This window comes from Zobellella taiwanensis (genome assembly GCF_003012795.1).
Lineage (GTDB): Bacteria > Pseudomonadota > Gammaproteobacteria > Enterobacterales > Aeromonadaceae > Oceanimonas > Oceanimonas taiwanensis.
This window is the reverse complement of sequence record NZ_PXYH01000017.1, coordinates 20586-43911: the sequence shown is the minus strand read 5'-3', so window position 1 is coordinate 43911 and position 23326 is coordinate 20586. Positions and strand designations below refer to the sequence as shown.

Annotated in this window: 22 protein-coding genes and 7 tRNA genes; 20 read left to right on the top strand and 9 right to left on the bottom strand. The window is 60.7% G+C overall.

Annotation, left to right across the window (positions count from 1 at the left end):
* Nucleotides 1-24 precede the first annotated feature (24 nt).
* Nucleotides 25-1224 carry an outer membrane beta-barrel protein gene (locus C7I36_RS12405; RefSeq protein WP_106454014.1) on the bottom strand — a complete coding sequence of 400 codons (1200 nt, stop codon included), beginning with the start codon at nt 1222-1224 and terminating at the stop codon, nt 25-27.
* A 672-nt stretch (nt 1225-1896) separates the two neighbouring features.
* Between C7I36_RS12405 and C7I36_RS12400 the strand changes: the two genes are divergently transcribed.
* Entirely contained in the window at nt 1897-2529 is a 633-nt protein-coding gene (locus C7I36_RS12400) for a cell division protein FtsY (RefSeq protein WP_106454013.1), read from the top strand.
* Between the two features lie 151 nt (nt 2530-2680).
* The gene (locus C7I36_RS12395) at nt 2681-4018 is read left to right on the top strand and encodes an O-antigen ligase family protein (protein ID WP_106454012.1); all 1338 of its coding nucleotides are present in this window, start codon (nt 2681-2683) and stop codon (nt 4016-4018) included.
* 7 nt (nt 4019-4025) lie between these two features.
* On the opposite strand, the gene C7I36_RS12390 is transcribed toward C7I36_RS12395, so the two are convergent.
* From C7I36_RS12390 to C7I36_RS12380, 3 genes are all read right to left on the bottom strand, one after another.
* Nucleotides 4026-5816 carry a PglL family O-oligosaccharyltransferase gene (locus C7I36_RS12390; RefSeq protein ID WP_106454011.1) on the bottom strand — a complete coding sequence of 597 codons (1791 nt, stop codon included), beginning with the start codon at nt 5814-5816 and terminating at the stop codon, nt 4026-4028.
* Nucleotides 5817-5962: 146 nt separating this feature from the next.
* Nucleotides 5963-6679, bottom strand: a complete 717-nt coding sequence (gene trmB / locus C7I36_RS12385) for a tRNA (guanosine(46)-N7)-methyltransferase TrmB (protein ID WP_106454010.1) — start codon at nt 6677-6679, stop codon at nt 5963-5965.
* A gap of 153 nt (nt 6680-6832) precedes the next feature.
* Nucleotides 6833-8011: an aminotransferase-like domain-containing protein gene (locus C7I36_RS12380; RefSeq protein WP_106454009.1), complete on the bottom strand. Its 1179-nt coding sequence runs from the start codon at nt 8009-8011 to the stop codon at nt 6833-6835.
* A 168-nt stretch (nt 8012-8179) separates the two neighbouring features.
* On the opposite strand from C7I36_RS12380, the gene mutY reads away from it, so the two are divergent.
* The 10 genes from mutY to C7I36_RS12330 all read left to right on the top strand — a co-directional run bounded on the left by mutY (nt 8180) and on the right by C7I36_RS12330 (nt 14653).
* Nucleotides 8180-9238, top strand: a complete 1059-nt coding sequence (gene mutY / locus C7I36_RS12375; RefSeq protein ID WP_106454043.1) for an A/G-specific adenine glycosylase — start codon at nt 8180-8182, stop codon at nt 9236-9238.
* Nucleotides 9235-9510 (top strand): oxidative damage protection protein, encoded by a 276-nt coding sequence (locus tag C7I36_RS12370; RefSeq protein WP_106454008.1) that lies wholly within the window; start codon nt 9235-9237, stop codon nt 9508-9510. The genes mutY and C7I36_RS12370 overlap by 4 nt, the downstream gene beginning before the upstream one ends.
* Before the next feature lie 94 nt (nt 9511-9604).
* Nucleotides 9605-9680 (top strand) — tRNA-Phe (locus C7I36_RS12365).
* Between the two features lie 32 nt (nt 9681-9712).
* Nucleotides 9713-9788: transfer RNA gene (locus C7I36_RS12360), tRNA-Phe, on the top strand.
* Between the two features lie 31 nt (nt 9789-9819).
* Nucleotides 9820-9895, top strand: a tRNA-Phe gene (locus C7I36_RS12355).
* A gap of 10 nt (nt 9896-9905) precedes the next feature.
* Nucleotides 9906-9981: transfer RNA gene (locus C7I36_RS12350), tRNA-Thr, on the top strand.
* A gap of 158 nt (nt 9982-10139) precedes the next feature.
* Nucleotides 10140-11729 carry a GGDEF domain-containing protein gene (locus C7I36_RS12345; protein WP_106454007.1) on the top strand — a complete coding sequence of 530 codons (1590 nt, stop codon included), beginning with the start codon at nt 10140-10142 and terminating at the stop codon, nt 11727-11729.
* Nucleotides 11730-11818: 89 nt separating this feature from the next.
* Complete coding sequence (locus C7I36_RS12340; protein WP_106454006.1) at nt 11819-12793, top strand: hypothetical protein; 975 nt, start codon at nt 11819-11821, stop codon at nt 12791-12793.
* Between the two features lie 322 nt (nt 12794-13115).
* Nucleotides 13116-13325, top strand: a complete 210-nt coding sequence (locus C7I36_RS12335; protein WP_106454005.1) for a cold-shock protein — start codon at nt 13116-13118, stop codon at nt 13323-13325.
* Between the two features lie 131 nt (nt 13326-13456).
* A complete protein-coding gene (locus tag C7I36_RS12330) occupies nt 13457-14653 on the top strand; it encodes a multidrug effflux MFS transporter (RefSeq protein ID WP_106454004.1) in 1197 nt (398 codons plus the stop codon).
* Here the strand turns inward: C7I36_RS12330 and C7I36_RS12325 are convergent.
* The gene (locus tag C7I36_RS12325) at nt 14650-15822 is read right to left on the bottom strand and encodes an MFS transporter (RefSeq protein ID WP_106454003.1); all 1173 of its coding nucleotides are present in this window, start codon (nt 15820-15822) and stop codon (nt 14650-14652) included. The genes C7I36_RS12330 and C7I36_RS12325 overlap by 4 nt on opposite strands.
* 103 nt (nt 15823-15925) lie before the next feature.
* On the opposite strand from C7I36_RS12325, the gene hfq reads away from it, so the two are divergent.
* Nucleotides 15926-16300, top strand: coding sequence for an RNA chaperone Hfq (gene hfq, locus C7I36_RS12320; RefSeq protein WP_106454002.1), 375 nt, complete (start codon nt 15926-15928; stop codon nt 16298-16300).
* A 5-nt stretch (nt 16301-16305) separates the two neighbouring features.
* On the opposite strand, the gene C7I36_RS12315 is transcribed toward hfq, so the two are convergent.
* Together C7I36_RS12315 and dapA are read right to left on the bottom strand one after the other, a co-directional pair.
* Nucleotides 16306-16893 carry an HAD family hydrolase gene (locus C7I36_RS12315; protein WP_106454001.1) on the bottom strand — a complete coding sequence of 196 codons (588 nt, stop codon included), beginning with the start codon at nt 16891-16893 and terminating at the stop codon, nt 16306-16308.
* Between the two features lie 44 nt (nt 16894-16937).
* Nucleotides 16938-17810: a 4-hydroxy-tetrahydrodipicolinate synthase gene (gene dapA, locus C7I36_RS12310; RefSeq protein ID WP_106454000.1), complete on the bottom strand. Its 873-nt coding sequence runs from the start codon at nt 17808-17810 to the stop codon at nt 16938-16940.
* A gap of 294 nt (nt 17811-18104) precedes the next feature.
* Between dapA and rsmC the strand changes: the two genes are divergently transcribed.
* The 7 genes from rsmC to C7I36_RS12275 all read left to right on the top strand — a co-directional run bounded on the left by rsmC (nt 18105) and on the right by C7I36_RS12275 (nt 21709).
* Nucleotides 18105-19127 carry a 16S rRNA (guanine(1207)-N(2))-methyltransferase RsmC gene (gene rsmC, locus C7I36_RS12305; protein WP_106453999.1) on the top strand — a complete coding sequence of 341 codons (1023 nt, stop codon included), beginning with the start codon at nt 18105-18107 and terminating at the stop codon, nt 19125-19127.
* A gap of 125 nt (nt 19128-19252) precedes the next feature.
* Nucleotides 19253-19338 (top strand) — tRNA-Leu (locus C7I36_RS12300).
* Nucleotides 19339-19393: 55 nt separating this feature from the next.
* Nucleotides 19394-19479: transfer RNA gene (locus C7I36_RS12295), tRNA-Leu, on the top strand.
* Between the two features lie 73 nt (nt 19480-19552).
* Nucleotides 19553-19638, top strand: a tRNA-Leu gene (locus C7I36_RS12290).
* A 151-nt stretch (nt 19639-19789) separates the two neighbouring features.
* Entirely contained in the window at nt 19790-20122 is a 333-nt protein-coding gene (locus tag C7I36_RS12285) for a hypothetical protein (protein ID WP_106453998.1), read from the top strand.
* Between the two features lie 64 nt (nt 20123-20186).
* Nucleotides 20187-20747, top strand: a complete 561-nt coding sequence (locus C7I36_RS12280; protein ID WP_106453997.1) for a CBS domain-containing protein — start codon at nt 20187-20189, stop codon at nt 20745-20747.
* 128 nt (nt 20748-20875) lie between these two features.
* Nucleotides 20876-21709: an ion transporter gene (locus C7I36_RS12275; protein ID WP_106453996.1), complete on the top strand. Its 834-nt coding sequence runs from the start codon at nt 20876-20878 to the stop codon at nt 21707-21709.
* Nucleotides 21710-21713: 4 nt separating this feature from the next.
* Here C7I36_RS12275 and C7I36_RS12270 read toward each other — a convergent pair whose 3' ends face one another.
* Entirely contained in the window at nt 21714-21920 is a 207-nt protein-coding gene (locus C7I36_RS12270; RefSeq protein WP_106453995.1) for a hypothetical protein, read from the bottom strand.
* A gap of 59 nt (nt 21921-21979) precedes the next feature.
* On the bottom strand, nt 21980-23320 hold the full coding sequence (gene rlmD, locus C7I36_RS12265; RefSeq protein WP_106453994.1) for a 23S rRNA (uracil(1939)-C(5))-methyltransferase RlmD: 1341 nt from the start codon (nt 23318-23320) through the stop codon (nt 21980-21982).
* Nucleotides 23321-23326 lie beyond the last annotated feature (6 nt).

Genomic DNA, 23326 nt, shown 5'->3' with positions numbered 1-23326 from the left:
GCCTTGCCGGTTTAAGGGGTGCCGTTACAGGCTGATATTGGCGTTTACGAACACCTGGTTACGGTCGTAGCTGTCGGTGGCCGAGTTGGAGCTGTTGTCTTTATGGGTGTAGCCCACGCCCAGGTCCAGCCAGCGGCGCATCTTGTAGTTTACGCCGATGTTGTATACGTCCAGATCATCCTTGCGGCCTTCGCGGCCGCCACCCTTGTAGGCCTTTTCGGTGAGGCTGTAGCCCAGGTTGCTGGTGATGCGCGGAGTCCAGTCGTGTTCCCAACCGATACCGTAGCTGTCGGTGTCGATGTAATCTTCGGTGGCGCTGCCTTCTTCGGCGCGGCTGCTGGTATTCAGCTTGACCCGGCTGTAGGTAAGCGGCTCCCAGGTAATGCCGGCTTCCCAGGTGGAGTTGTTCGGGTCATTCTTGGTGGCGTCGTTGAAGTCTTTGTCTTCAAAACCCACTTTTACGGTACCGCTGGTCTTGGCGGTGGCCTGCCAGGTGGCACCCAGCAGGTAGCGCCAGGAAGTGCTGTCCAGGTTGGCGGTTTGGTAGTCGTAGTCGTTGCGCTGGATCTCGGCCAACAGGCGGGTCTTGGGACCAATACGGTAGTAGGCGGTGGTCACCAGGCTCAGGGTGTCGCGATCTTTTTCACGGGTAAGGGAGCCGCTGTCGCGGTTGTTGGTGTAGCGGCGCCACTCGTGGTTGGCGCCCAGCTCCAGCTGCATTCTGGCCGCTTCGGCACCAAAGCCGTACAAACCGCCCAGGTTGGTGGTGTGATACTTGTTGCCTACTTCATCGTTCTGGCGGTTGGTGCTGTCGCGGGTGTCCTGCTGGCGGTTGTGGCCGGCGTTCAGGTCCAGGCGATTGCGGGCGTTGAACTCCATGTGGCTGTTGGCCGAGACAAAATGGTCGGTTTTGTCGTCATCATGGCTGGAATGATAGGTCGTGTTGTTGAAGCGGTAGTTGAACTGGTAGGTGTTCAGCCGGTCGCGCGCTGCCAGGGTAAAGCTGGGCTCGATGCTGGTTACCCAGGAAGATTGCTCTTCATCGCCGGCCAGGCCTGAGGCTTCCCAAATGTTGTCGTCGTAGGTTTCGCTGAGCTTGACGGTAGGGATAAAACCTACACCACCCAGGTCTACCGCCTGCGGTTCAATGGCGGCCGCCTGGCCAGCAAACAGAATGCCGGTGGCCACTGCCGACAGGGTGAACAACTTGTTTTTTTTATGCATAGTTCAGGATTCCTTCACCTTTTTATCGCTAACCTACCTTCGCGCAATCCAAGACTGCTGATGGTGGACTGGCGGCTTGTGTTTGGGTTTTTCTGCCGCAGCCTGGCGTTAAGCCACACGGCGCACTGCTGTTTTTTGCCTATTGGTACTGCTGCGCCTGCCGCTGTCACACGTGCCAACCAGCACGACCATTCTTTTCGTAGTGAGTTTAACGATGTGTCTGTCACGCTTTGATGACAGTTGCCTCAACACCGGGAAAATCACGCATTTATCCTGTATTATCAAATAGTTACAATAAAATTTGAGCAGCAGGCCATTTTCAGGATCTTTCGGGCGGACATTTTACACACATTCAGCCGTCATAAGGAAGCCCTCTCGGCCACTGTTCATTGATCAACCAAAACGTTAAGGAAAAGTGGCCCCGGGCCGGCACCTGTAGTAATTAAAACTTCATTATGGCCAACTGAAATACCGTTTGAACGGGTACGGGATTTTCCCGGCTAGCCAATTGCCCATATCGCACAGTGCATATACAATCGGAGCTGTTTTTACTTTCCGCTTTAGCTTAAGGTAATTTAGCAAGGCTTTGAAAAACACCATATGGGGTAATGCCTGCATGCTGCCGGCCGTATGGCATGTCGCTTACCGATACAAAGACGAGGATGTTGACTAATGCGTAAAACGCTTACCGCCCTTTCGCTGGCCGCGGCTTTGGCCGCAGGCCCTGCCTTGGCCGACCAGGCTACGCTGGCTGCTTTGCAAGCAGCCGGTATTGAATTAACCGCCGAACAAGCCGACGCCGTACTGGCTGCCGAAGGCGCCGAGGCCATTGCCGCCGCCGTTGCCAGCGTGGCTGCCGCCAACCCGGCCGCCGCTGCCGCCATTGCATCTGCCGCCGCCCAGGCTTCACCCGCCGCCGCTGCCGCCATCGCCGCCTCCGTGGCTGCCGCCGTGCCCGCCGCTGCAGCCCAGGTTGCCGCCTCCGTGGCTGCCGCCGTGCCCGCCGCTGCAGCCCAGGTTGCCGCCTCCGTGGCTGCCGCCGTGCCTGCCGCTGCAGCCCAGGTTGCCCAGGCGGTAGCCCAGGCTGCTCCGCAGGCCGCTACCCAGGTTGCCGCCGCCGTCACCCAGGCCGTGCCGTCTGCCGATGTGGCTGCCGTGCAGGCCGCCGTGGCTGCCGGCGTGGCCGCTGCCGCTACTGCCGGCGGTACCGCTGCTGGTGGCACTACCGGCACCGGCAACACCGGCTCTACCCCGTCTGCCGGTGGTGGTGGCGGTGGCGGCGGTTCTTCCGCCAGCGAAAGCTGAGTTCGACTGTCTTTATTGCCTTAAACGCGCCATCGGGCGCGTTTTTTCGTTTTTAACGGCGCTGTTTAACCTGTTACTGGTGCGCCCCGGACTATAGAATACCCGCCATGTCAGGCTCCTTGGGGCTGTCGCTTGTTGTTACGGAAGCACAATGGAAAAGCGCTCGATTCTCGATTCTTTTGTTTATGTTGGCCTGTTGGGCCTGCTGTTATGGTTGCCTCTGCCCTTGGGCAGCAACCGGGATTGGTCTGTGGGGTTGCTGGTGCTGTTGGTGAGCCTGCTGGGAACGCTCTGGGCCTGGAGCCGCCTGGATAAGGAGCGCCCTTTTGGCCGCGTTTTGGCGGCCGCTGGCCCCATGGTGGCCTTGCTGTTGGCCACCCAGGCCTGGGTGGCTGCGCAATGGTGGCTGGGCCTTAGCCTGGATGTGGGCGCGACTTTCCAGTATTTGATGCTGGGGTTGGCTTATACCCTGCTGTTTGTGATGGTGCTCAGCGTTTTTCATACCCGCCGCAGGCTTACGGTACTGCTGGCGGTGCTGGTGGCCAGCGGTACCTTGCAGGCGTTTGTGGGTACCTTTATGGTGCTTTCAAATCTGGAGTGGGGCTTTTTAACTTCCAAGGCGGTTGCCACCGGCACTTTTGTCAACCGCAATCATTTGGCGGGCTACCTGGAAATAACCCTGGCCTGCGGCATTGGCCTGATGATGGCGTTACGCGACGGCCAGCCATTTAATCTTAAGGCGCTGCTGGAACTGGTTATGAGCCCCAAGGCGCGACTGCGTATCGCCCTGGTTATTATGGTGATAGGCCTGGTAATGACCCGATCGCGCATGGGCAACACCGCTTTTTTCATTAGCCTGGTGGTGATTGGCAGCACTTTTATTTTGCTGAACAAGCAAAACCGCCTAAGAAACGCCGTGCTGCTGAGCAGTTTTATCGCGATTGACATTCTGGTTATCAGTCAGTTTTTTGGCCTGGATGAACTTAAACAGCGTTTGTCCGCCACCCAGGTAGAGGTGCAGCTGGTGGAAGGCCAGCTTAGGGCCAGCAGCAACGATTTGCGCGACGATGCCTACAGGGACGCGCTCCCCGCACTGGAGCAGCACTGGCTCACGGGCAGCGGTGCCGGCAGTTTTGAAGCGATCTTTCCGCAGTATGCAGGGCCCGAGCTGCTTGGCCATTTTGATCATGCCCATAATGACTTTATTCAGTTCGCCCTTGAGTACGGCCTGCTCGGTACCCTGCCGCTGGCGGCCTTTGTATTGCTGGCGTTATGGCATGCCCTGCGGGCGTTATGGCAGCGGGAGTCGTGGTATCGCAGTGGCGTGGGCTTTGCGGCCTGCATGGGGATTGTGTCGTTGATGATCCATTCCTTTACCGACTTTAACCTGCAAATTCCGGCCAATGCCGCTACCTTTGTGGTGTTGTGCGCCATTGCCGTGCTGGCCGGCAAGCACGATAAAACGCGCACCAACCGAACACGCCACTAGCACCGGCTCAGGGCGATGGGTAATGCCATTGCCCATAGTAGGTTGCACTGCCCACGGGCTGGGACAGGTGGCGATACACCTGAGCCTTGCCCTGCTGCAACTGCGCGCGGATCTTGTTGAGCGCCGCGACCGAATAGTGCCCAACCTTGGGATATTCCAGCCGCAGCCTGGCCGCCAGTTCTTCCGCCTGGTGGTCTTTGCCCAACGCCAGTAGGGCAACCAGGTGGTTGTGCATCAGGGTCACTCTGGGCAGGCGAGTGATCAGGGGCTCCGACCAGTTTAAATACGCTTTTACTCCCTCTGGCCGCTGTTGTGTCAACGCCAGGACAAGGTTTTCACTCTGCTGGTAAAGTTGCAGGCGCTCGGGCCAGAACCAGGGGTTGAGCACGGTGCTCAAGCGCCCTGGCCTGCTGTATCCTTCCCGCTGGTAATGGGTCAGTTGATAGGTGGTTTGCAACCCGGTTGCCATATAAAGCACCAGCCCCATCCCGGAGGCCAGCAGTATGCCCCTAAGCGGCCAGGCGGTGGTTACGCTGAGGACCTTGCCTTTGTTGTTTTGGCTATCGAAAAAGTAAAGCAGGATCAGCAGCCAAAGCCAGTGCAATACCGAGTGCTCAAACGGATATTCCGACATCAGGTGGGCCAGCACCGGCAGGCACAGGGCCACCATGGCCAGGCGTTCGCTCCAGGGCAGGCGCCGGAGCAGTTGCCCCACGCCCAGCGCCCAAATCAGCCATGCCAGCAGGGCAACCACGCCACCTTCAACCAACCACAGCAGTATTTCGTTATGGGGATGGTGCAGCCCGCCGGGCATTTGCGGCGCAATGCCACTGCGTACCATGATGCTGGCAGCTTCGGCATAATAGGCGGGTTCAAAGCCGCCATAGCCAATGCCGGCCCAAATGTGCCGGCCAATCAGGCCCAGGGTGGTCAGCCATATTTCGTGGCGTACTCCAAGCTCGCCATACACTTGTAGCATTCGCCGGTGTAAATCGGACTGCAGCAACAACACCACGCCGGCCACAACGGCCATTACCACCACCGCCAGCAGTAACCAGCGTTGCCAGCGGGTGTTCAGGCGCAGCCAGCACACCGGCAACAACAGCAACAGGCCAGCCAGCAAGCTGTACAACCCCGCCCGACTCTGCAGCAGTACTACCAGCACAATGCCGGCCACGGCTGCGGTGCCGCCCCACAGCCACATCAGCCAGTGTCCCCGGCCGGCCCGCGCCACAATGAGCAGGTAAAGCGCCAGCAACACGGCCGATCCTACAAAGCTGGACATAACGTTGCGTTGCATGAATATGCCGTAGGGCAACCTGACGCTGGTGTTGAAGTGAAACCAGTTTTCCGCCGGCAGCAGAAAAAATTGAATAAAGCCAAACAGCATTTGCAGCGAGGCCAGCACCAGCAGGCCGGTTAGCAGCCCCCGGCGCTGTGCGCTGTTGAACCGGCATTGTTGCAACATCAGGTAAAACAGCAGGCCACCGGCCAGCCCCAACAAGCGTGGCAAAGCCTGGATGCGGGTGGTTTCGGCATGGGGGTAAAAGTAGGGAATCCATAACATCAGGGCACCGGCCGCCATGCAAAGCCACCAGCGAGAGGTGATCACTACCGGTTTCACACAACCGGCGCCTGCGGCCAGCATGGCTCCTACGAACAGCCAACTGATGGCGTTGAACGGCAAGTCCAACCCGACGCCACCGAGATGATGGATAAAGACGTGCTGCCCCACCAGGCACCAGAGCGCGAAGATGAGCAGTACCCAGCGGGCGGCGTGTGTGTGCGTTGATGTCATGGAGCCAGCAATAGGAAAATAAGCCGGATGAGTATATCAGCCGATCCTGGCCGGCACACCACCAACACCCCCACCCCAGCCCTCCCCCTCGCGATACTCCGGCGCCATTCTGGCAATGCCGTGTTCGGGGGAGGGAGTGGGCCGGATCAGGCGGTACGGGTGAAGATCAGATCCCAGACCCCGTGGCCCAGGCGGTGGCCGCGCTGCTCGAACTTGGTGAGCGGGCGGTAGTCGGGCCGGGGCATATAGTCGCCCTCGGGCGCGGCGTTGGCGTAGCCGGGGGCGGCTTGCATGATTTCCAGCATGTGCTCGGCGTAGTTTTCCCAGTCGGTGGCCATGTGGAATTCGCCGCCGATCCTGAGCTTGCTGCGGACCATCTCCACGAAGGCCGGCTGCACGATGCGCCGCTTGTGGTGGCGCTTCTTGTGCCAGGGATCGGGAAAAAACAGCTGTACCCGATCCAGGCTCTGCTCGGGCAGCATCTGTTCGAACACTTCCACCGCGTCGTGACACATCACCCTCAGATTGGTCAGATTGGCTTCCGCCGCCGCCATCAGGCAGGCGCCCACGCCGGGGGTGTGCACTTCAATACCGATAAAATCCTGCTCCGGGGCGGCGGCGGCCATTTCCACCAGGGACGCGCCCATGCCGAAGCCGATTTCCAGCACCCGGGGCGCGCGGCGGCCGAACACCGCATCCAGATCCAGCAGCCGACCGCTGAATTCCAGCCCCATCCGCGGCCATTGCTCGGCCAGGGCCTTTTCCTGGCCCTTGGTGAGGCGGCCTTCCCGGCGCACGAAGCTGCGGATCTTGCGCTGGCGCAGCGCTTCCTCGGTTTGAGCGGGCGGGTGTTGATCTGTCATTGGCTTTCTCCGGCTGGCTTGGGAAGGCGAATTATCCAAAGTTAGCCCAAAGGTGCAAGGGCAAAAAACGTCAGGCTGCAAGCGGGAAGCGTTCACCAGATATAAAGAAGCCGCCGGTATAAACCGGCGGCTTCTTATGGCCGATGGCCGCGCTCAAAGCACCTGCTGGATAACCCGGCCCAGCCGGCTGATGCCTTCCTCTATGGTGGCGGCATCGGCGCCGGAATAGCTGAAACGGGCGGTGTTGAGAATGTCCGGACGCACATAGAAGGGCCGGCCCGGTACGAAGGCCACGTTTTCCCTGATCGCCAGGTTGAACAAGTCCATGGCGCTCAGGTGCTGCGGCAGCTTCAGCCACAGGAACATGCCGCCCTCGGGCCGGGTGAAATCCAGCCCCGGGCAGTGGCGCAGCAGCGCCTGCTCCATGGCCTTTTTCTGCTGGCCGTAGACGGTGCGGATGCGATCGATATGGGCGTCCAGGCTGTTGTCCTGCAGGTAGCTGAACAGCACCTGTTGCACGAAGCCGTTGGTGTGCAGGTCGGACGCCTGCTTGGCGATGGTGATTTTGGTGCGCAGCCAGTCCGGCACTACCATCCAGCCCAGGCGGAAGGACGGCACCACCACCTTGGAGAAGGAGCCGAGCAGCACCACGTTTTCGGGTGCCAGCTTGGCAATGGGCGGCAGATGCTCCCCTTCGAAGCGCAGTTCGCCATAGGGGTTGTCTTCCACCATCAGCACATTGTGGCGGATCAGCCGTTCGGCCACCGCCCGGCGTTTTTCCAGGCTGTAGCTCAGGCCCGACGGGTTCTGGAAGTTGGTCACGCCATACATCAGCCGGGCGTGGTTGGGTTCGGCCAGCAAGGCGTCCAGTTCGGCCAGGTCGGGGCCGTCGTCGTTGAGGGAAACACCCCGGAAGTTGGGCTGGTAGACCGACAGCGCCTGGATGGCGCCCAGGTAGCCCGGCTCTTCGATGATCAGATCGTCGCCTTCATTGACCAGCACCTTGCCGATCAGATCCAGCGCCTGCTGGGAGCCGTTGGTGATCAGAATGTTGTCGGGCGAGACCTGCAGGCCATGCTGGGTGCGGTAGCGCTCGGCGATATATTCCCGCAGCGGGCCAAAGCCTTCGGTAGCGGCATATTGCAGCGCGCCATTGCCCTTGTTGCCCAGCACCTTGGCGGTGGCCACCTGCAGCTCTTCATTCGGGAAAAAATCGGGGTTGGGCAGGCCGCCGGCAAAGGAAATGACTTCCGGGTTGACGGCGACTTTGAGGATTTCACGGATGAAGGAAGGCTCTACCTTGGCAAAGCGCTGGGCGAAAAAGGGCTGCATAGGGGTCTCTCTAGATTACAGGCATGGCGGGCGCCAACAAAACTGCATCTTTTGTATCAGAAAACATTCAAATAACAAACCATGGCGGGGAAAGATTGTTGGCAGCGGATTTGCACTGGCGGGCGGGCTGTGCTGAGATCCCGCCATTCTTTTCCAGTGTTGATCCCCGTGAATACAGCTTCTTTTGCCGAACGGATACTGGCCTGGTATGACCAGCACGGCCGCAAAACCCTGCCCTGGCAGCAGGATAAAACCCCCTACCGGGTGTGGGTGTCGGAAATCATGTTGCAGCAAACCCAGGTCGTCACCGTGATCCCCTATTACCAGCGCTTTATGGCCCGCTTTCCCGATGTGGTCAGCCTGGCCGACGCCGGTCAGGACGAGGTGCTGCATCACTGGACCGGGCTGGGCTATTACGCCCGTGCCCGCAACCTGCACAGAGCCGCCCAGGTGATCCGCGATCACTACCAGGGCCGTTTTCCCGAACGTTTCGAAGAGGTGTTGGGCCTGCCGGGCATTGGCCGCTCCACCGCCGGGGCCGTGCTGTCCCTGTCCCTGGGCCAGCACCACGGCATCCTGGACGGCAACGTCAAGCGGGTGCTGGCCCGCTGGCTGGCCCAGGAAGGCTGGCCCGGTAAAAAAGAAGTGGAAAACGCGCTCTGGGAACAGGTGGCACGGCTCACGCCCAGAGAGGGGGTAAGCCAATACAACCAGGCGATGATGGATATTGGCGCCACCCTGTGTACCCGCAGCAAACCCAGGTGCGAGCTGTGCCCGGTGCGCGAAGATTGTCAGGGAAGGACCCTGGGACGCCCCACCGACTTTCCCCACCGCAAGCCGAAAAAAACCGAACAGCCGCAAAAACAGGCCTGCTTTGTGCTGCTCCAGCATGAACACCGGCTGCTGCTGGTGCAGCGCCCTCCCCAGGGACTGTGGGGCGGTTTGTACTGTTTCCCGGAATTTGCCGACGAGCAGGAAATGCACCGCTGGCTGAGCCGCTTTCCCGATGCGGGGGCGCCCGAACCGCTGCCCGGCTTTCGCCATACCTTCAGCCATTTCCACCTGGACATCACCCCCTGGCGGGTACAATTGTCCAGGATGCCGGACGAGGTCATGGCAGGGGATGAGCGTCTTTGGTATAACTTGCAGCAACCCGCCGAGGTGGGTCTGGCGGCCGCCACCAAAAAGCTGCTGGCCTACCCGCAACTGCAAGAGAGGATCCGATGAGCCGTACCGTTTTTTGCCAGCGTTTACAAAAAGAGGCCGATGGCCTGGATTTCCAGCTTTACCCGGGGGAACTGGGCAAGCGCATTTTCGATAATATCTCCAAGGAAGCCTGGGCCGAGTGGCAGAAAAAGCAGACCATGCTGATCAACGAGAAGAAGCTCAACATGATGAATGCCGAGCATCGCCAACTGCTGGAGCAGGAAATGGTTGCCTACCTGTTTGAAGGCGCAGACGTGAAAATCGAGGGCTACACCCCCCCTTCCGCGGAGTAAATCGCCGCTTTGTTCAAGGGTTGAGCGAACGCATCCGGGGCGCCTAAAAACCGGTTGACTTGCCCTGGCCAATCTTATTTAATGGCGCCCCGTTGCCCAGATAGCTCAGTCGGTAGAGCAGGGGATTGAAAATCCCCGTGTCGGTGGTTCGATTCCGCCTCTGGGCACCATTTTTCGGTGCCTTTTCCAGCAAAAGCCCAACGCCCAGATAGCTCAGTCGGTAGAGCAGGGGATTGAAAATCCCCGTGTCGGTGGTTCGATTCCGCCTCTGGGCACCATTTTCGGTGTCTTTTCCAGCAAAAGCCCAACGCCCAGATAGCTCAGTCGGTAGAGCAGGGGATTGAAAATCCCCGTGTCGGTGGTTCGATTCCGCCTCTGGGCACCATCTGTTTTGTGCCGGCATAGCTCAGTTGGTAGAGCAACTGACTTGTAATCAGTAGGTCGAGGGTTCGACTCCTTCTGCCGGCACCATCCCAACCAGCCAGAGCGCTGGTTTTTTTGTGCCCGCCATCCGTACCCGCGCCTCCCCTTCCCTTTGCGGTGGAGATGGTGCCGCTTTGCTGCCACAATGTATACAAACATTCCCACGTCCTCATTCAAATCCATGGAAGGGATTCGCTAAACGAGTGATGAAACTATCCACCCTGTTTCGCCTGGATCTGAGAACGCTGATCCTGTTACTGGCCATCGGCAGTGCCCTGCTGACCCTGCTTAATGTGTTCTACGCCAGTTACCAGGCCCAGCATCGCCTGTTGCTGCATTCCACCCTGGAGGCCAACCGGGTCTATGCCACCAAGCTGGCCGAGGTCACCAATCACTTTTTTCGCACCGCCTGGCAACAGCTGGCCTACAGCACCGGCCAGGTCCGCGACCGGCTGGACGATCCCGCCCGGCTGCAACAGGCAACACAGGATCTGCTCTACCAGAGCGACAATTTCAACGCTGTGGCGGTGGTCAGCAAATACGGCAAGATCCTGGCCGCGGCCCCCTTTGAGCAGCATAAAGCCCTGCGGCTCGACACCGAGGGGCACAAGGCCATTTTGCGCCGGCGCGCGCCCCTGATCAGCCAGCCTTATCTGTCTGCCGACAACCGGCTGGTGGTCACCCTGTCCTATCCCTTGCTGGATAGCGCCGGTGAATATCAGGGCTATCTTGGCGCGGATATTTTCCTGACCGAAGCAAATGTGCTCAACCTGTTGCTGGGGCAGCACTATTACCAGGATGGCTCCTATCTCTATGTGGTCGACAGTGAAAAACACCTGATCTACCACCCGGATAACACCCGCCTGGGAGAGCAAATTGAAGGCAATCCGGTCATCGACAGCGTATTGCTGGGCAACAGCGGCGAGCAGAGGCTCCTCAACAGCCAGGGCCTCGATATGCTGGCCGGTTTCGCCCCCGTGCCCCTCTCCGGCTGGGGGGTGGTGGCCCAGCGCCCCACCGCCGCCACCCTGTCCGAGCTGAACGCAAAGATGCGGGGGATTTTTATCGGCATACTGCCGCTCACCCTGCTTACCCTGCCCTGCATCTGGCTGCTGGCGGCCTTGATTTCCCGGCCCCTGTGGCAACTGGCCCGCCATGCCCAGCATATGGACTCCCCCGAGGTGCCCCAGCAGATCCGCCGGATCCGCTCCTGGTATTTCGAGGCGCGGCAATTGCGCCAGGCCATGCTCAAGGGGATTGGCCTGCTCCATGAAAAAATCACCCAGCTCAATATCGACAGTCTCACCGATCCCATGACCGGCCTGCTTAACCGGCGCGGCCTGCAAACCATGCTGGATCGGCTGGGTGACGACACCGCCTTTGCGGTAATTGCCCTCGACATCGATCATTTCAAGGCAATCAACGACAGCAAGGGACACGCCGCCGGCGACGAGGTGATCCGCTTTTTGGCGCGGATGATGCAAGAGAACTCCCGGGACAGCGATATCCTCTGCCGCAGCGGTGGAGAAGAGTTTGTGATGCTGCTGCCCGAGGTCACCCTGGCGGTGGCCAGCCAGGTGGCAGAGCGGCTGCGCCGTCACGTGGCCCACAGCACGCCGCCGTTTGTGGACTCCCTGACCATTTCACTGGGCGTCACCCACCATGCCGCCCGGGGGCCGGCGGTGCGCCAGAGCCTGAAAATCGCCGACGCGGCGCTTTACCAGGCCAAGCAGGCAGGCCGCAACCGGGTGATGGTGAGCCCCGACGGCGAACACTTCAAATCCGTCGTCTCCTGATGCAAGATATTGACGACTATCCAGAAAAAGACATGGTATTCCCGCCCCGGTTACCTAGGCTTGTATTGATGCGGCAAAGGAATGATGCCATGAAAACACTTCCCCTGTTCGCGCTGCTGCTCAGCGCCTCGGTGGCGGCAGCCACCCCCGAAGACGACTCCGACCTGCCCCGTTGGGCCATCGACAGGATCACCCCGGTGCACGACAGCGTATCCCGCTGGCTCGACAACAGTTCCCGCAGTATCGACGGCTTTTTCGGCACCGACGACAGCCTGACGGTGGAAAACGGCTCCTACCTGCGCCTGAGCCAGGAGCTGGAATGGAACGATACCGACGACTTCAACGCCGAAACCGCGGTGCGCCTGCGCCTTGACCTGCCCACCACGGAAGAGCGGCTGCGTTTTATCATCGAAAGCGACCCGGAAGAAACCCAGGGCACCCTGGCGGAGCAGGGCTCCAGCCGGTTGCGCGCCAACCAGACCGGTACCGACAATTTCCTGGTCGGCCTGCGCCGGCTGGGCAAGCGCGACAAGGCCGATGCCTGGAACCTGCAGGCCGGAGCCGGGGTCAAGGTCAGGCTGCCGCTGGATCCCTATCTGCGCTTTACCGGTGAACGGCTGTGGCAGTTGGGTGAATCGCCCTGGCAACTGGATACCTACAACCGGGCGTCCTGGTTCAACGAAGAAGGCTACTCGGTGCGCAGCCGCTGGGATTTTGGCCGGCCGCTGGACGAGATCCGCCACCTGCGTTTCGTCACCAATATCCAGTGGCTGGAAACGGTCGATACCCTGGAGTATTCGGAGTCGGTTGAGCTAAACCAGATCCTGGGCCGGCGCAGTGCCATTCGCTACGCCGCCGTGGCTGTGGGCCGCAGCACCTCGGATCCCCGCCTGCACGACTATTACCTGCTCAGCCAGTACCGCCGCAACCTGCACCGGGAAATCCTGTTTCTCGACGTCATCCCCGAACTGCATTTTCCCCGGGAGCAGGATTACGACCCCGAGTTCGGCATTACCCTGCGCCTGGAGATGATGTTCCGGGGTGATCTGATCCTGCGCCGTTAATCACCGCAACCACACCAGTCCCGCCGCACAGCCGGCGGCGGGCTTGCCGGAACGGCGGATTCCAGGAAAAACCAAACCCAAACGGAACTAATTGGCGACTATCTCGGCGCGTTGTGAAACTTCCATTAAAGGGTGCGGGGTCACAGAAATACCTGTTGACCCCCACCAGGTAACGGGTTAGAGTGGCCTCGGCTTGGAAGATGCGGCTTATTTATGTTCTTGCTTACGAAGTTCCTAGTAGTACCTCGTCCTGTATTTCATAAGTTAAACCGGTATTTTTCACAGCTAGTTATTTATGTAAGTTTGTTTACAGGATTTAGGTATGTCTAATATCGTTAAAGGTAAAGTTAAGTTCTTCAATGAATCCAAAGGTTTCGGTTTCATCGAGCAAGAACAGGGTCCTGACGTGTTCGTTCACTTCAGCGCCATCCAGACCCAGGGTTTCAAAACTCTGGCTGAAGGCCAAGCAGTACAGTTCACTGTAGCTCAAGGCCAGAAAGGTCCTCAGGCTGAGAACGTAGTTCCTCTGTAAGAGACTACCTCACCAAGAATTCCTAAGCCGTGCCCCCAGGGCGCGGCTTTTTTATTGCCCGTTTTCCGCGCTGCCAGCAAGCTGACTTTTAGGTTATAATTTCGCCCTTTTCTTGCGAAAGGACAGATACGATGGCCAAAAACCCCGTTATCAGCCTGGTTCTGCTACTGCTCCCGTTAATCCTGTTCGGCCCCATGGGTATCGATATCTACCTGCCCGCCATGCCGCAGATGGCCACCGCCCTGGCGGTGAGTACCGCCGATATCCAGCTCAGCCTGTCGCTGTTCATGCTGGCGCTCGGCCTGGGACAGCTGGTGTTCGGCCCCCTGGTCGACAATCTCGGCAGGCGGCCGGTGGCCCTGGCGGCCATCGTCCTGTTCTTTTCCGGCGCCCTGGTCAGCGCCTTTGCCCAGGCGCTACCCCAGCTGTTGTTGGGTAGGCTGATCCAGGGCCTGGGGGCCTGCGGCACTTCGGTGGTGGCCTTTGCTGTGGTGCGCGACCGGCTCAATGCCGCCGACAGCGCCCGCGCCTATTCTTATCTCAATGGCGCCCTTTGCCTGGCGCCGGCCCTGGCCCCGGTACTGGGCGCCTGGCTGACCCTGCATGCCGGCTGGCAGGCCAACTTTTTGTTCCTGGCCCTGTTTGCGGTGTTGGCCCTGCTGCCGGTGCTGATCCGTTTGCAGGAAAGCCGCCCCGCGGACACCCGCCACCAGTCCATATTGTCCCCGGCCGCCTATTTGTCGGTTTGGCGGCACCGGGCCTTTCGGGTCTACGTCACCACCTGCATCGCCGCCATGGGCTGTATCCTGACCTACGTCACCTTTGCACCCCTGATCCTGATGGAACAACTGGGGCTCAGTGAGGCTCAATTTGCCCTGGCTTTCAGCAGCAATGCCCTGATCGTGATGGCGGCCAGTTTTTCCGCGCCCCGGCTGAGCCGTCGCCTGGGCCGACACAGGGTGGTACATATCGGCGCCCTGCTCTTGCTGGCCGGCGGTGGCGCCATGTTGATGTGGATGCAGGTGGCCCCCTCTGTGGCCGCCTTCATGGTGCCGGTTGCCGGTTGTTCCGTGGGTTTCTCCCTGGTGCTGGGCGCGGCGGCGGCTTCCGCCATGGCTCCCTTTGCCGACAGGGCCGGACGCGCCGCCGCTTTGCTCGGCTGCCTGCAAATGGCGGGGGCCGCCACCGCCGCCTATGCCGCCTCGCGCCTGCCGTTGCCGCCGGGGGAAGCCTGTGCCCTGGCCATCCTCATTCTGGCCGGCTGCGGTCTGTTTGCCCTTGCCTGGCTGCCGCGAGAACAGCGCCGGCTGGCCGATGCGGATGCCTAAAACCGCCCCACGGCAAGAAACGACAAGATCTTGAGCACAAGGGCACCCAGCACGATGCACAGCCCCAGGCTGAAGGCGGTGTCTACCCCGGCCTGGGCCAGGCCGGCAGTCAGCAGGCTGGCGCAGAGCATTTGCAGGGCTCCGGACAGGGCCGCGGCCGCGCCGGTCCCTTCCCGGTAGGGTTCCAGCAGCCGGCTCATGGCGTTGGGAAAGGCCATGCCGTTGCCCAGGGCCTGGATAAAGACCCCGGCGATCACCAGGCCGGGGGACAGTGGCATCAGCATGATCCACAGCCCGGCGGAAAGCTGGAGATAGGGGCTAAAGCGCAATACCTGTTCTGCCCCCACCCGGTGCTGGATGCGGTTGTTGATGATCCCGCCCAACAACAATCCCATTGCCGGCAGCAGGGCCCAGCGGCCGTATTCGGCGGCACTCATGCCGATTTGCTGCTGCAGCACATAGGGCAGTACCGATACCGCCGTCATCATCAGTGAAAACTGTCCCCACAACATGCCGCCGTGGCCGAGAAAGTGGCGCTCGCCAAGCAATTGCCGGTAGCTGCCCAGCACTGTGGCCAGCCGCAGCGGATAACGCCGGCCGTTGTGGGTTTCCCGGAAGCGCCCGAGCAACAACAGCCACAACAGGCTCAGGTACAGCAGCATGGCGGCGAACACGCTCTGCCAGCCAAGATAATGACCAATCAGGCCGCCCAGGGCCGGCGCCAATATGGGGGTGAAGGCCGCGGCCATGGCGACGTAGGACAGGGCATTGCGCAACGCCGGTCCGTCGAAGCTGTCGCGCAACATGGCACGGGAAACCACGGCGCTACAGCCGGCCCCCATGCCCTGCAACAGCCGCCCGACCAACAGCGACTCAAAAGATGCGCCCGGCAACAGGCACAGCGCCACCCCCAGCAGGGCCAGCGCCAAGCCGCCCAGCAATACCGGTCGCCGGCCCCGGGCGTCGCTGAGCGGGCCATACAGCAGCTGCACAGGGCCAAAGGCGAACAGATAGGCGGAGATCAGCCACTGTATCCGCTCCGGATCTTCCGCCAGGGCCTGGCTGATGGCGGGCAGCACCGGGAACACCAGCCCCAGGCTGAGCTGGCCAATGCTGACGATAAGGCAGGCCAACGCCACTGTGCCGGCGGTAGAAGCGGAAGGCGCCACGTTAACTCCTTGGGTTGACGGATTAATTTGCGCTTTGCTTTGACAAGCTGGGTATTCATTAAGCACAATCAGGGCTGAAAAATTACAAAAAGGACTTCCTCACATGACCGCCCCATCATCTAACCCCCAATCGCTGCAGCAGGCCTTTTCATTGGGTAACGGACAGGATGCGGCACTGAACTGGTTGCGCAAGAACCAGACCCATTGCGCCATCTTCCTCACCAACGGCATCAAGCTGGAAGGGATGATCAGTGCTTTCGACCAATACAGCATCCTGCTGTCCGATCCCCGCGGCCAGCAGCAACTGATTTACAAAGCGAAGATTTCCACCATTTCGCCGGCGACACGCCGTCCGCCGCGCACCGGCGTGATCATCAACAAGCCGCGCCGCCCGCGCTATGAAAGCCACCGCGACGACCACGGCGGCCATCGCGACGACCATCATCATCACGAAGACGGTCAGGACGACCAGCCCTGATCGGCTCAGGGCCGGCCTGTCTGCGGCCGGCCCCCGACCACCATGATACACGCCATGCCCGCTGCCGTGGCTGCCTGCCGGCCAATAGGCGTATCCTCGAATACCAGGCAGTGTTCCGCCTCCTGCCCCAACTTCAGCGCCGCCTGTAAATAGGTATCCGGATTCGGCTTGTGCCGTTCAACGTCGTCGGCGGTCACCACCACCGAAAACCACTCATGCAGGCCGGTGCTGGCCAGCACCCGTTCGGCGTTGGCGCGAGATGATCCGGTGCCGATGGCCCGGGGCAAGTGCCGGTATTGTTCCAACAGCGCCAGCATGGCGGGAAAGGGCCGCGCCGTGGGCAGCAGCGTCTGGTAGTGATCATTCTTCACCCGGACAACACGCTCCGGGTCCAGGGCAAGTTCCTGCTCCCGGTTGATGATATCGACAATTTTGCGGCTGGGCACCCCGCCGAGCGCATAAAGCCAGTCGGCGTCGTAGCCAAATCCAAACTCCCGCGCCGCCCGCTCCCAGGAAGCCAGGTGCAGGGGCATGGTGTCCACCAGGGTGCCGTCCAGGTCGAACAGCAGGGCATGACAATGTTCAGGAATCATCGGGATTACCAAAATAAGATGGCCGCTCGCGCGGCCATTGGGGGTTAAATCAATTCCAGGGCTTCCATGGCGGCGCGGATGCGCGCCTTGGTGCCCTCCTGCAGCGGCACCACCGGGATCCGGCAGTGTTCGCTGGCCAATCCCAGCAGGGACAGGCCGTACTTGGGGCAGGCCGGGTTGGGTTCGGCGAACATGGCCTGGTGCAGCGGCAGCAGCTTGTCCTGCAGGGCCCTGGCTTCTTCCCACTTGCCCGCCAGGGTCAGCTCCTGCACCTGGGCACAGAGCCGGGGCGCCACGTTGGCCGTGACCGAAATACAGCCCTGGCCACCGGCCACATTGTAGGAAACGGCGGTGCCGTCTTCGCCGGACAGCCAGGCGAAACGCTTTTTAATCAGCTGCCGCTCGGCCCAGGGCCGGGCCAGGTCGCCGGTGGCGTCCTTGACGCCGACAATCCGCGGCAACTCGGCGATCCGCGCCATGGTGGCAGGGGTTATGTCGACCACGGCCCGCGGCGGTATGTTGTACACGATGATCGGCAGCTCGGTGGCGTCGTGCAGCATCTTGAAGTGCGCGTACAGGCCTTCCTGGCTCGGCCTGTTGTAATAGCCGGCCACATGCAGGGTGGCGTCGGCGCCGACCTGCTGGGCGTAGTTGCTGTATTCAATGGCTTCCACCGGGTTGTTGGAGCCGGCGCCGGCAATCACCGGCACCCGGCCGGCGGCCTGCTCAACCACGATTTCAATGACCCGGCAATGTTCGTCATGGCTCAGGGTAGGACTTTCCCCGGTGGTGCCCACCGGCACAATGCCGTGAGTACCCTCCCCGATGTGCCACTCGACCATGCGGCGCAGGGCCGCCTCGTCAAGCCGGTCACCGTCAAAGGGGGTAAGCAGGGCAACTAAAGAACCGCGAAACATGGAAACTCCTTCTCCTGGCTAGAGGATGAAATAGTGCAGATAAAAAACCCCGGTCGCTGCTGCGTAACCGGGGTTTGAGAAATGTTGGTCTTGATAAAGATCAGGCGTCGGTCACGCAAACAAATAAGGCCGCCTTTCGTTTGAGCGGTTTGGCCGGTTTGCGTTTAACGATGAAAATCATGAGTTGCACCTGAAAAGACCCTGAACTGCATATTTTGCCAATGGCCGGCAAATGTCAAGGGGGGTGGCGGCATGTATAATGCCGATTCCTGCCAATTGACGACGGACGCAGAAATGTTTGAGGCCTTGACCCCGGTCAGCGAGATGCTGACCCGCAACCTGGATACCCTGAGCCGCCAGCCGCTGCTGGTTTGCGGCCTGCTCGAAGACGATCTGCCGGGACTGCTGGCCGACGCAGGCCCGGCCCCCCGGATATTCACCACCGATTTTCGTTATTTCCAGTGGTTGCAGGGCAAAAACCGGGGCCTGGCGGTGGAGTTCGGCCACCTGCCGGCCCAGGAGCCGGCTGCCGGCCTGTTGCTGTTGATGCCCAAGGCCAAGGCCGAAGCGGAATACCTGCTGGCCACCTGCCTGCCCTTGTTGGCCCCGGGCGCACCTGTGTTTATCGCCGGCGACAACAAGGGCGGCGTCAAGGCCGCGCCCCGCTTGCTGGCCGCCTATTGCGACCAGGTCAACAAGCTCGACAGCGCCCGCCGCGCCAGCCTTTACCAGGCCGAACTGAGCCGCCCGGTCACCCCGCCGGACCCGGCCGCCTGGGTGCGCCGTTATTCCCTGGCCAGGGACGGCCTGAGCATCTGTAGCCTGCCCGGGGTATTCAGCGCCGAGCACCTGGACAGCGGCACCCGGTTGCTGCTCGACACCCTGGATCAGGTGGAAGGGCGGGTACTGGATGTCGGCTGCGGTGCCGGTGTCATCGGCGCTACCCTGCTCAAGCGCAACCCCGCCATCCGCCTGGAGCAAACCGACATCAGCGCCCTGGCCCTGCAGGCCAGCCGGCTGACCCTGGCCGAGAACGGCCTGGCGGGGGAAGTGTATGCCTCCGACGGCCTGGCCCAGGTGCGGGGTCCCTTCGACTGCATCGTCACCAATCCGCCGTTTCATGCTGGCTTGAAAACCTTTTACCATACCACCGAAACCCTGCTGCGCCAGGCCCGCGATTACCTGGCTCCGGGCGGGCAGTTGCTGCTGGTAGCCAATGCCTTCTTGCCCTATCCGGAGATCATCGGCCAGGCATTTGGCCATTGCGACACCCTGGCGGCCAACGGCAAGTTCAGGATTTATCGAGCCCGGCGTTGAGATTTTGCGCAGTTTGCGGCTTTTTTGACTGGCTGACGGCCTATGCCGGTTTTTTTTAATTTTTCCCGGAAGCTGCGTATTGACGACCGATAAAAAATCTATAGAATTCGCAGTCCTCAGCACGGGCGAGGGTGGCGGAATTGGTAGACGCGCTAGCTTCAGGTGTTAGTGTCCTTCGGACGTGGGGGTTCAAGTCCCCCCCTTCGCACCACGACTGAGTCAACAGGATGACGGCCTCATCGAAAACAGCCGGACAATTCGGGTATGCGAGGGTGGCGGAATTGGTAGACGCGCTAGCTTCAGGTGTTAGTGTCCTTCGGACGTGGGGGTTCAAGTCCCCCCCTTCGCACCAAACCGGTCAGGTTTGACGACATACCCGGACTTCATGATGGCGGCCCATCTAAAACAGCCGGACAATCAGGTACGCGAGGGTGGCGGAATTGGTAGACGCGCTAGCTTCAGGTGTTAGTGTCCTTCGGACGTGGGGGTTCAAGTCCCCCCCTTCGCACCACGATTGTTAAAAATTCTCTCTGTTTTTTCCCTTGTTTAGCAAAACCTTCCCCTTTTTTGGGTTTTTCCTGTTTTTGCTGCCCCTCTTGTTTTTGCCGGCATTTCGTCGGATGATGACTCCATTGTTAATTTTTGGTTAACGGAGTCCTGCCTTGCCCTGGCTCAGTACCCTTGCCCTGCTGCTGTATCTCAGCCTGCTGTGCTCGTCCCCCGCCACCGTGGCCGGGCCGTCATGGCTGGAGCTGACCGATCAGCAGGCGCAACTGGTCAACCCGCCGGTCGGGCAGACCTGGCTGCCGCCCGAACAGGAAGGCAGTGACGACCACGATAGCGCCCTGGCCGCAAACAACGGCCAGGGCCTGGTGCCGCGCCAACATGGCTGGTCGCCGATCAGCGCCGCGCCTTCCCTTCATCCCTGCCTTACCGAATGCCAGGCCCGGGCACCGCCTTCTTCCTCCCGCAGACAACCCGATCAGCCTGCCTGATCCACCTGTTACCCCGTCATTTGTCTGTGGTCACGGCCACCCGGCCGGACCGAGGAGAAACACCATGAAAACGTTGAATCTGTATGCCGTAGAGCAGGGCGACCACCTGATCCAGCCCGGTGAAATCCGCGATCTGGACTTAAGCTCCCCCGCCCGGGAGCTGCTGAACGATTTTCGGCAAAATCCCCCCACCATGATCGATGCCAACACCCGCGCGGCTGAATTGCTGGGCATGATGCACCATGATCATACCCGCCTGAAACTGGTGGTGGATGAGCAGGAAGAGTTGATCGGCATCATCCATCTCGAGCAGCTGAACGGCCAGGCCTTTGTTCGGCGGGTCGCCAACGGCGATCACCGCAACGACATCACGGTCAGCGACCTGATGTGCCCGCGCGACAAGCTCAGGGCTCTCGACTATCAGCAGTTGCAGGACTGCAGCATCGCCGATGTCATCCATGCCCTGCAATCCAGCGGCGAGCAGCACTGCCTGGTGATCGAGCGGGAGTCACACCAAATCCGCGGCGTGTTGTGCGCACGGGATATCGCCCAGCGCCTGGGCATGCGCTTCGATATTCACACTCCCCCCACTTTCCTCAACCTGTTCGGCTCCCTGCCGGCCTGACACTGTGGCGGCCCCGGCCGCCGCTTTCTCTTCGGCCCACCCCGGGATGACAGCTCCCCGGGGCTGTATTACCATGCGGCCGCGCCGGCGCCCTGCCGGCTTTTTTCGGCTTAAGAGATTCAATCACCATGGATAATGGATTTGCCCAGTTGCAGGCCCGGTTTTTGCGCCTGCGCAGCAACAAGCTGTTTGAAGGTTTTGTGATCAGTGTGATCGTGCTGTCGGCCCTGGTGGTGGGCGCCAAGACCTACGACACCACCAGTCGCTTCGAGTACCTCCTGTCCCTGCTGGATACGGCGGTCACCCTGTTCTTCCTGGCCGAAATCACCATCCGCATGGCGGCGGAGCCCCGCCTCAGGGATTTTTTCAAATCCGGCTGGAATGTTTTTGATTTGATTATCGTGCTTGCCAGCATCATACCGGTGGACAGCACCGATACCGTGCTGATCGCACGGCTGCTGCGCGTGTTCCGCGCCTTGCGGCTGATCTCGATGATCCCCGAGCTGCGGGTACTGCTCAACGCCCTGGTGGTCTCGATACCGCGCATGGGCTATGTGGCCCTGTTGATGTTCATCATCTTTTACATCTACGCCGCCATCGGCAGCTTTGTATTCGAGGGGGTAGACGAGTTTTTGTGGGGCAACATCAGCCTGGCGATGCTGACCCTGTTTCGCATCGCCACCTTCGAGGACTGGACCGATGTGATGTACGACACCATGGAGCTGTATCCCTACAGCTGGATTTATTACGTCACCTTTATTTTCCTCACCGCCTTTATCTTTCTCAACATGATGATCGGCATAGTACTGGAAGTCATGCAGAGTGAAAGCGAGAAGTACAAGGCCGAGCAAGGGGATGATCCTCAGTTGGACAACCGGGCCCTGCGTCAGGAGCTGGTCCAGCTGCGGGCACAGCTGGACCGGGTGGAAACCCTGCTACGAAACACGAACAAATCCCCCTGAGGGTTCAGGGCGCCTGGGCCAGCAACAGGCCCAGGGTCAGCCCCAGCCCTGCCAGCCCGCCTACCGGCAACCAATACCAGTGCCGGCTGACCGCCGGCAATGCCAGCACCAGGGCAAAAAGGGCGAAGCCCGCGCTCAGCCACAAGGTGAGGGAGGAAGTAGGGACCCACCACACCAGCGTTAACCATGCCAATACCAATAACACGACCATAGGGACCTCCTGCTGCCGATTTATTGATAATAGTTATCATTAATATTATTGCAAGCCCTTTATGGCTCTCGAGTCAGGCGAGCAACCGTTTCCACGTGCATGGTGTGGGGAAACATGTCCACCGGTGTGACCTGCTCCAGCCGGTATCCATGCTGGCACAGCCAGGCCAGATCCCGCGCCAGGGTCTTGGGGTTGCAGGACACATACACCAGCCGTGGCGGCCCCATGGCGGCCAGGGTATCGAGCAACGCCTGATCACAGCCCTTGCGGGGCGGGTCCACCACCACGACGTCGGCCCGGATCCCCGCTTCATAAAGGCCGGGCACCAGGTCCTCGGCAGAGCCCTGGTGGAACACCGCATTGGTCAGGCCGTTGCGCTCGGCGTTGGCCCTGGCATCGGCGATAGCCTCGGGGACCACTTCAACCCCGTGCACCCTGGCCGCATGAGCGGCCATGAACAAACCAATGGTGCCGATACCGCAATACAAATCGAACACCACCTCATCCCCCTTCAGTTCCGCCTGGCGCAGGGCTTCCCGGTACAGCACCTCGGTCTGACGCGGATTGACCTGGAAAAAGGACAGGGGGGAAATGGCGAACGTCAGCCCGCCCAGGCGATCGCTGATGCAGGGCTCCCCCCACAATACCCGGGTCTCATCCCCGAGGATGCGGTTCCCCTCCCGGGGATTGAGGTTGAGCTGGATGCTGGCCAGGCCCGCCACTCCCTGCAATTCGGCCACCAGCTGTTCCAGCGCCTCAGTGGAAGGCTCTTCGGCCACCACCAGCACCACCATTACCTCTTCGCTGTATACGCCATTGCGTACCACCAGATGGCGGACACAGCCCTGCCGGTTCTGCTCGTTGTAGGCGGCCACCGCCTGCCGGCGCATCCAGCCACGCACCCGCTGTGCCACCTCGGCGGTAGCCGGCGCCTGCACCCGGCACTCGTCCACTTCCACCAGTTGGTGGCTGTGCTTGGCATAAAACCCGATAAAAGGGCCCGGCTGGACAGCGTACTGGGCCTTGTTGCGGTAATGAAAGGGATCCTCCATACCCAAGGTCTGGCCGACCGGGCAGTCCAGGCCCTGGCCCTGCAATGCTTCCGCCACCAGGCTGCGCTTGAGCGCCAGTTGGGCCGGATAATCCATCACCCGCAGCTGGCAGCCCCCGCACGCGGTATGGGGACAAAAATCCTCACGGCGGCAGGGCGCTGCCCGTAGCACCCGCAGCAGCCGGCCCTGGAAAAAACGGGGCTTGGCCAGGGTCAGCCGCACCTCGACGTCCTCGCCCGGCAGCCCGCCTTCCACATAAAGCGGACGCCCATCCAGGGTGGCGATACCATCGCCTTTGTCGGTAAGGCTATGAACGGAAACAGTAACCTGCTGGCCGGGTTTAAACATGGGTTT

Bases quoted from the DNA above. Each gene is read 5' to 3' on its own strand.
- C7I36_RS12370 (WP_106454008.1), top strand. From the start codon at position 9,235: ATGAGCCGTACCGTTTTTTGCCAGCGTTTACAAAAAGAGGCCGATGGC.
- C7I36_RS12340 (WP_106454006.1), top strand. From the start codon at position 11,819: ATGAAAACACTTCCCCTGTTCGCGCTGCTGCTCAGCGCCTCGGTGGCG.
- C7I36_RS12390 (WP_106454011.1), bottom strand. From the start codon at position 5,816: ATGACATCAACGCACACACACGCCGCCCGCTGGGTACTGCTCATCTTC.
- C7I36_RS12400 (WP_106454013.1), top strand. From the start codon at position 1,897: ATGCGTAAAACGCTTACCGCCCTTTCGCTGGCCGCGGCTTTGGCCGCA.
- C7I36_RS12275 (WP_106453996.1), top strand. From the start codon at position 20,876: ATGGATAATGGATTTGCCCAGTTGCAGGCCCGGTTTTTGCGCCTGCGC.
- rlmD (WP_106453994.1), bottom strand. From the start codon at position 23,320: ATGTTTAAACCCGGCCAGCAGGTTACTGTTTCCGTTCATAGCCTTACC.
- C7I36_RS12315 (WP_106454001.1), bottom strand. From the start codon at position 16,893: ATGATTCCTGAACATTGTCATGCCCTGCTGTTCGACCTGGACGGCACC.
- C7I36_RS12270 (WP_106453995.1), bottom strand. From the start codon at position 21,920: ATGGTCGTGTTATTGGTATTGGCATGGTTAACGCTGGTGTGGTGGGTC.
- C7I36_RS12330 (WP_106454004.1), top strand. From the start codon at position 13,457: ATGGCCAAAAACCCCGTTATCAGCCTGGTTCTGCTACTGCTCCCGTTA.
- rsmC (WP_106453999.1), top strand. From the start codon at position 18,105: ATGTTTGAGGCCTTGACCCCGGTCAGCGAGATGCTGACCCGCAACCTG.
- dapA (WP_106454000.1), bottom strand. From the start codon at position 17,810: ATGTTTCGCGGTTCTTTAGTTGCCCTGCTTACCCCCTTTGACGGTGAC.
- C7I36_RS12335 (WP_106454005.1), top strand. From the start codon at position 13,116: ATGTCTAATATCGTTAAAGGTAAAGTTAAGTTCTTCAATGAATCCAAA.
- C7I36_RS12395 (WP_106454012.1), top strand. From the start codon at position 2,681: ATGGAAAAGCGCTCGATTCTCGATTCTTTTGTTTATGTTGGCCTGTTG.
- trmB (WP_106454010.1), bottom strand. From the start codon at position 6,679: ATGACAGATCAACACCCGCCCGCTCAAACCGAGGAAGCGCTGCGCCAG.
- hfq (WP_106454002.1), top strand. From the start codon at position 15,926: ATGACCGCCCCATCATCTAACCCCCAATCGCTGCAGCAGGCCTTTTCA.
- C7I36_RS12280 (WP_106453997.1), top strand. From the start codon at position 20,187: ATGAAAACGTTGAATCTGTATGCCGTAGAGCAGGGCGACCACCTGATC.
- C7I36_RS12380 (WP_106454009.1), bottom strand. From the start codon at position 8,011: ATGCAGCCCTTTTTCGCCCAGCGCTTTGCCAAGGTAGAGCCTTCCTTC.
- C7I36_RS12405 (WP_106454014.1), bottom strand. From the start codon at position 1,224: ATGCATAAAAAAAACAAGTTGTTCACCCTGTCGGCAGTGGCCACCGGC.
- C7I36_RS12345 (WP_106454007.1), top strand. From the start codon at position 10,140: ATGAAACTATCCACCCTGTTTCGCCTGGATCTGAGAACGCTGATCCTG.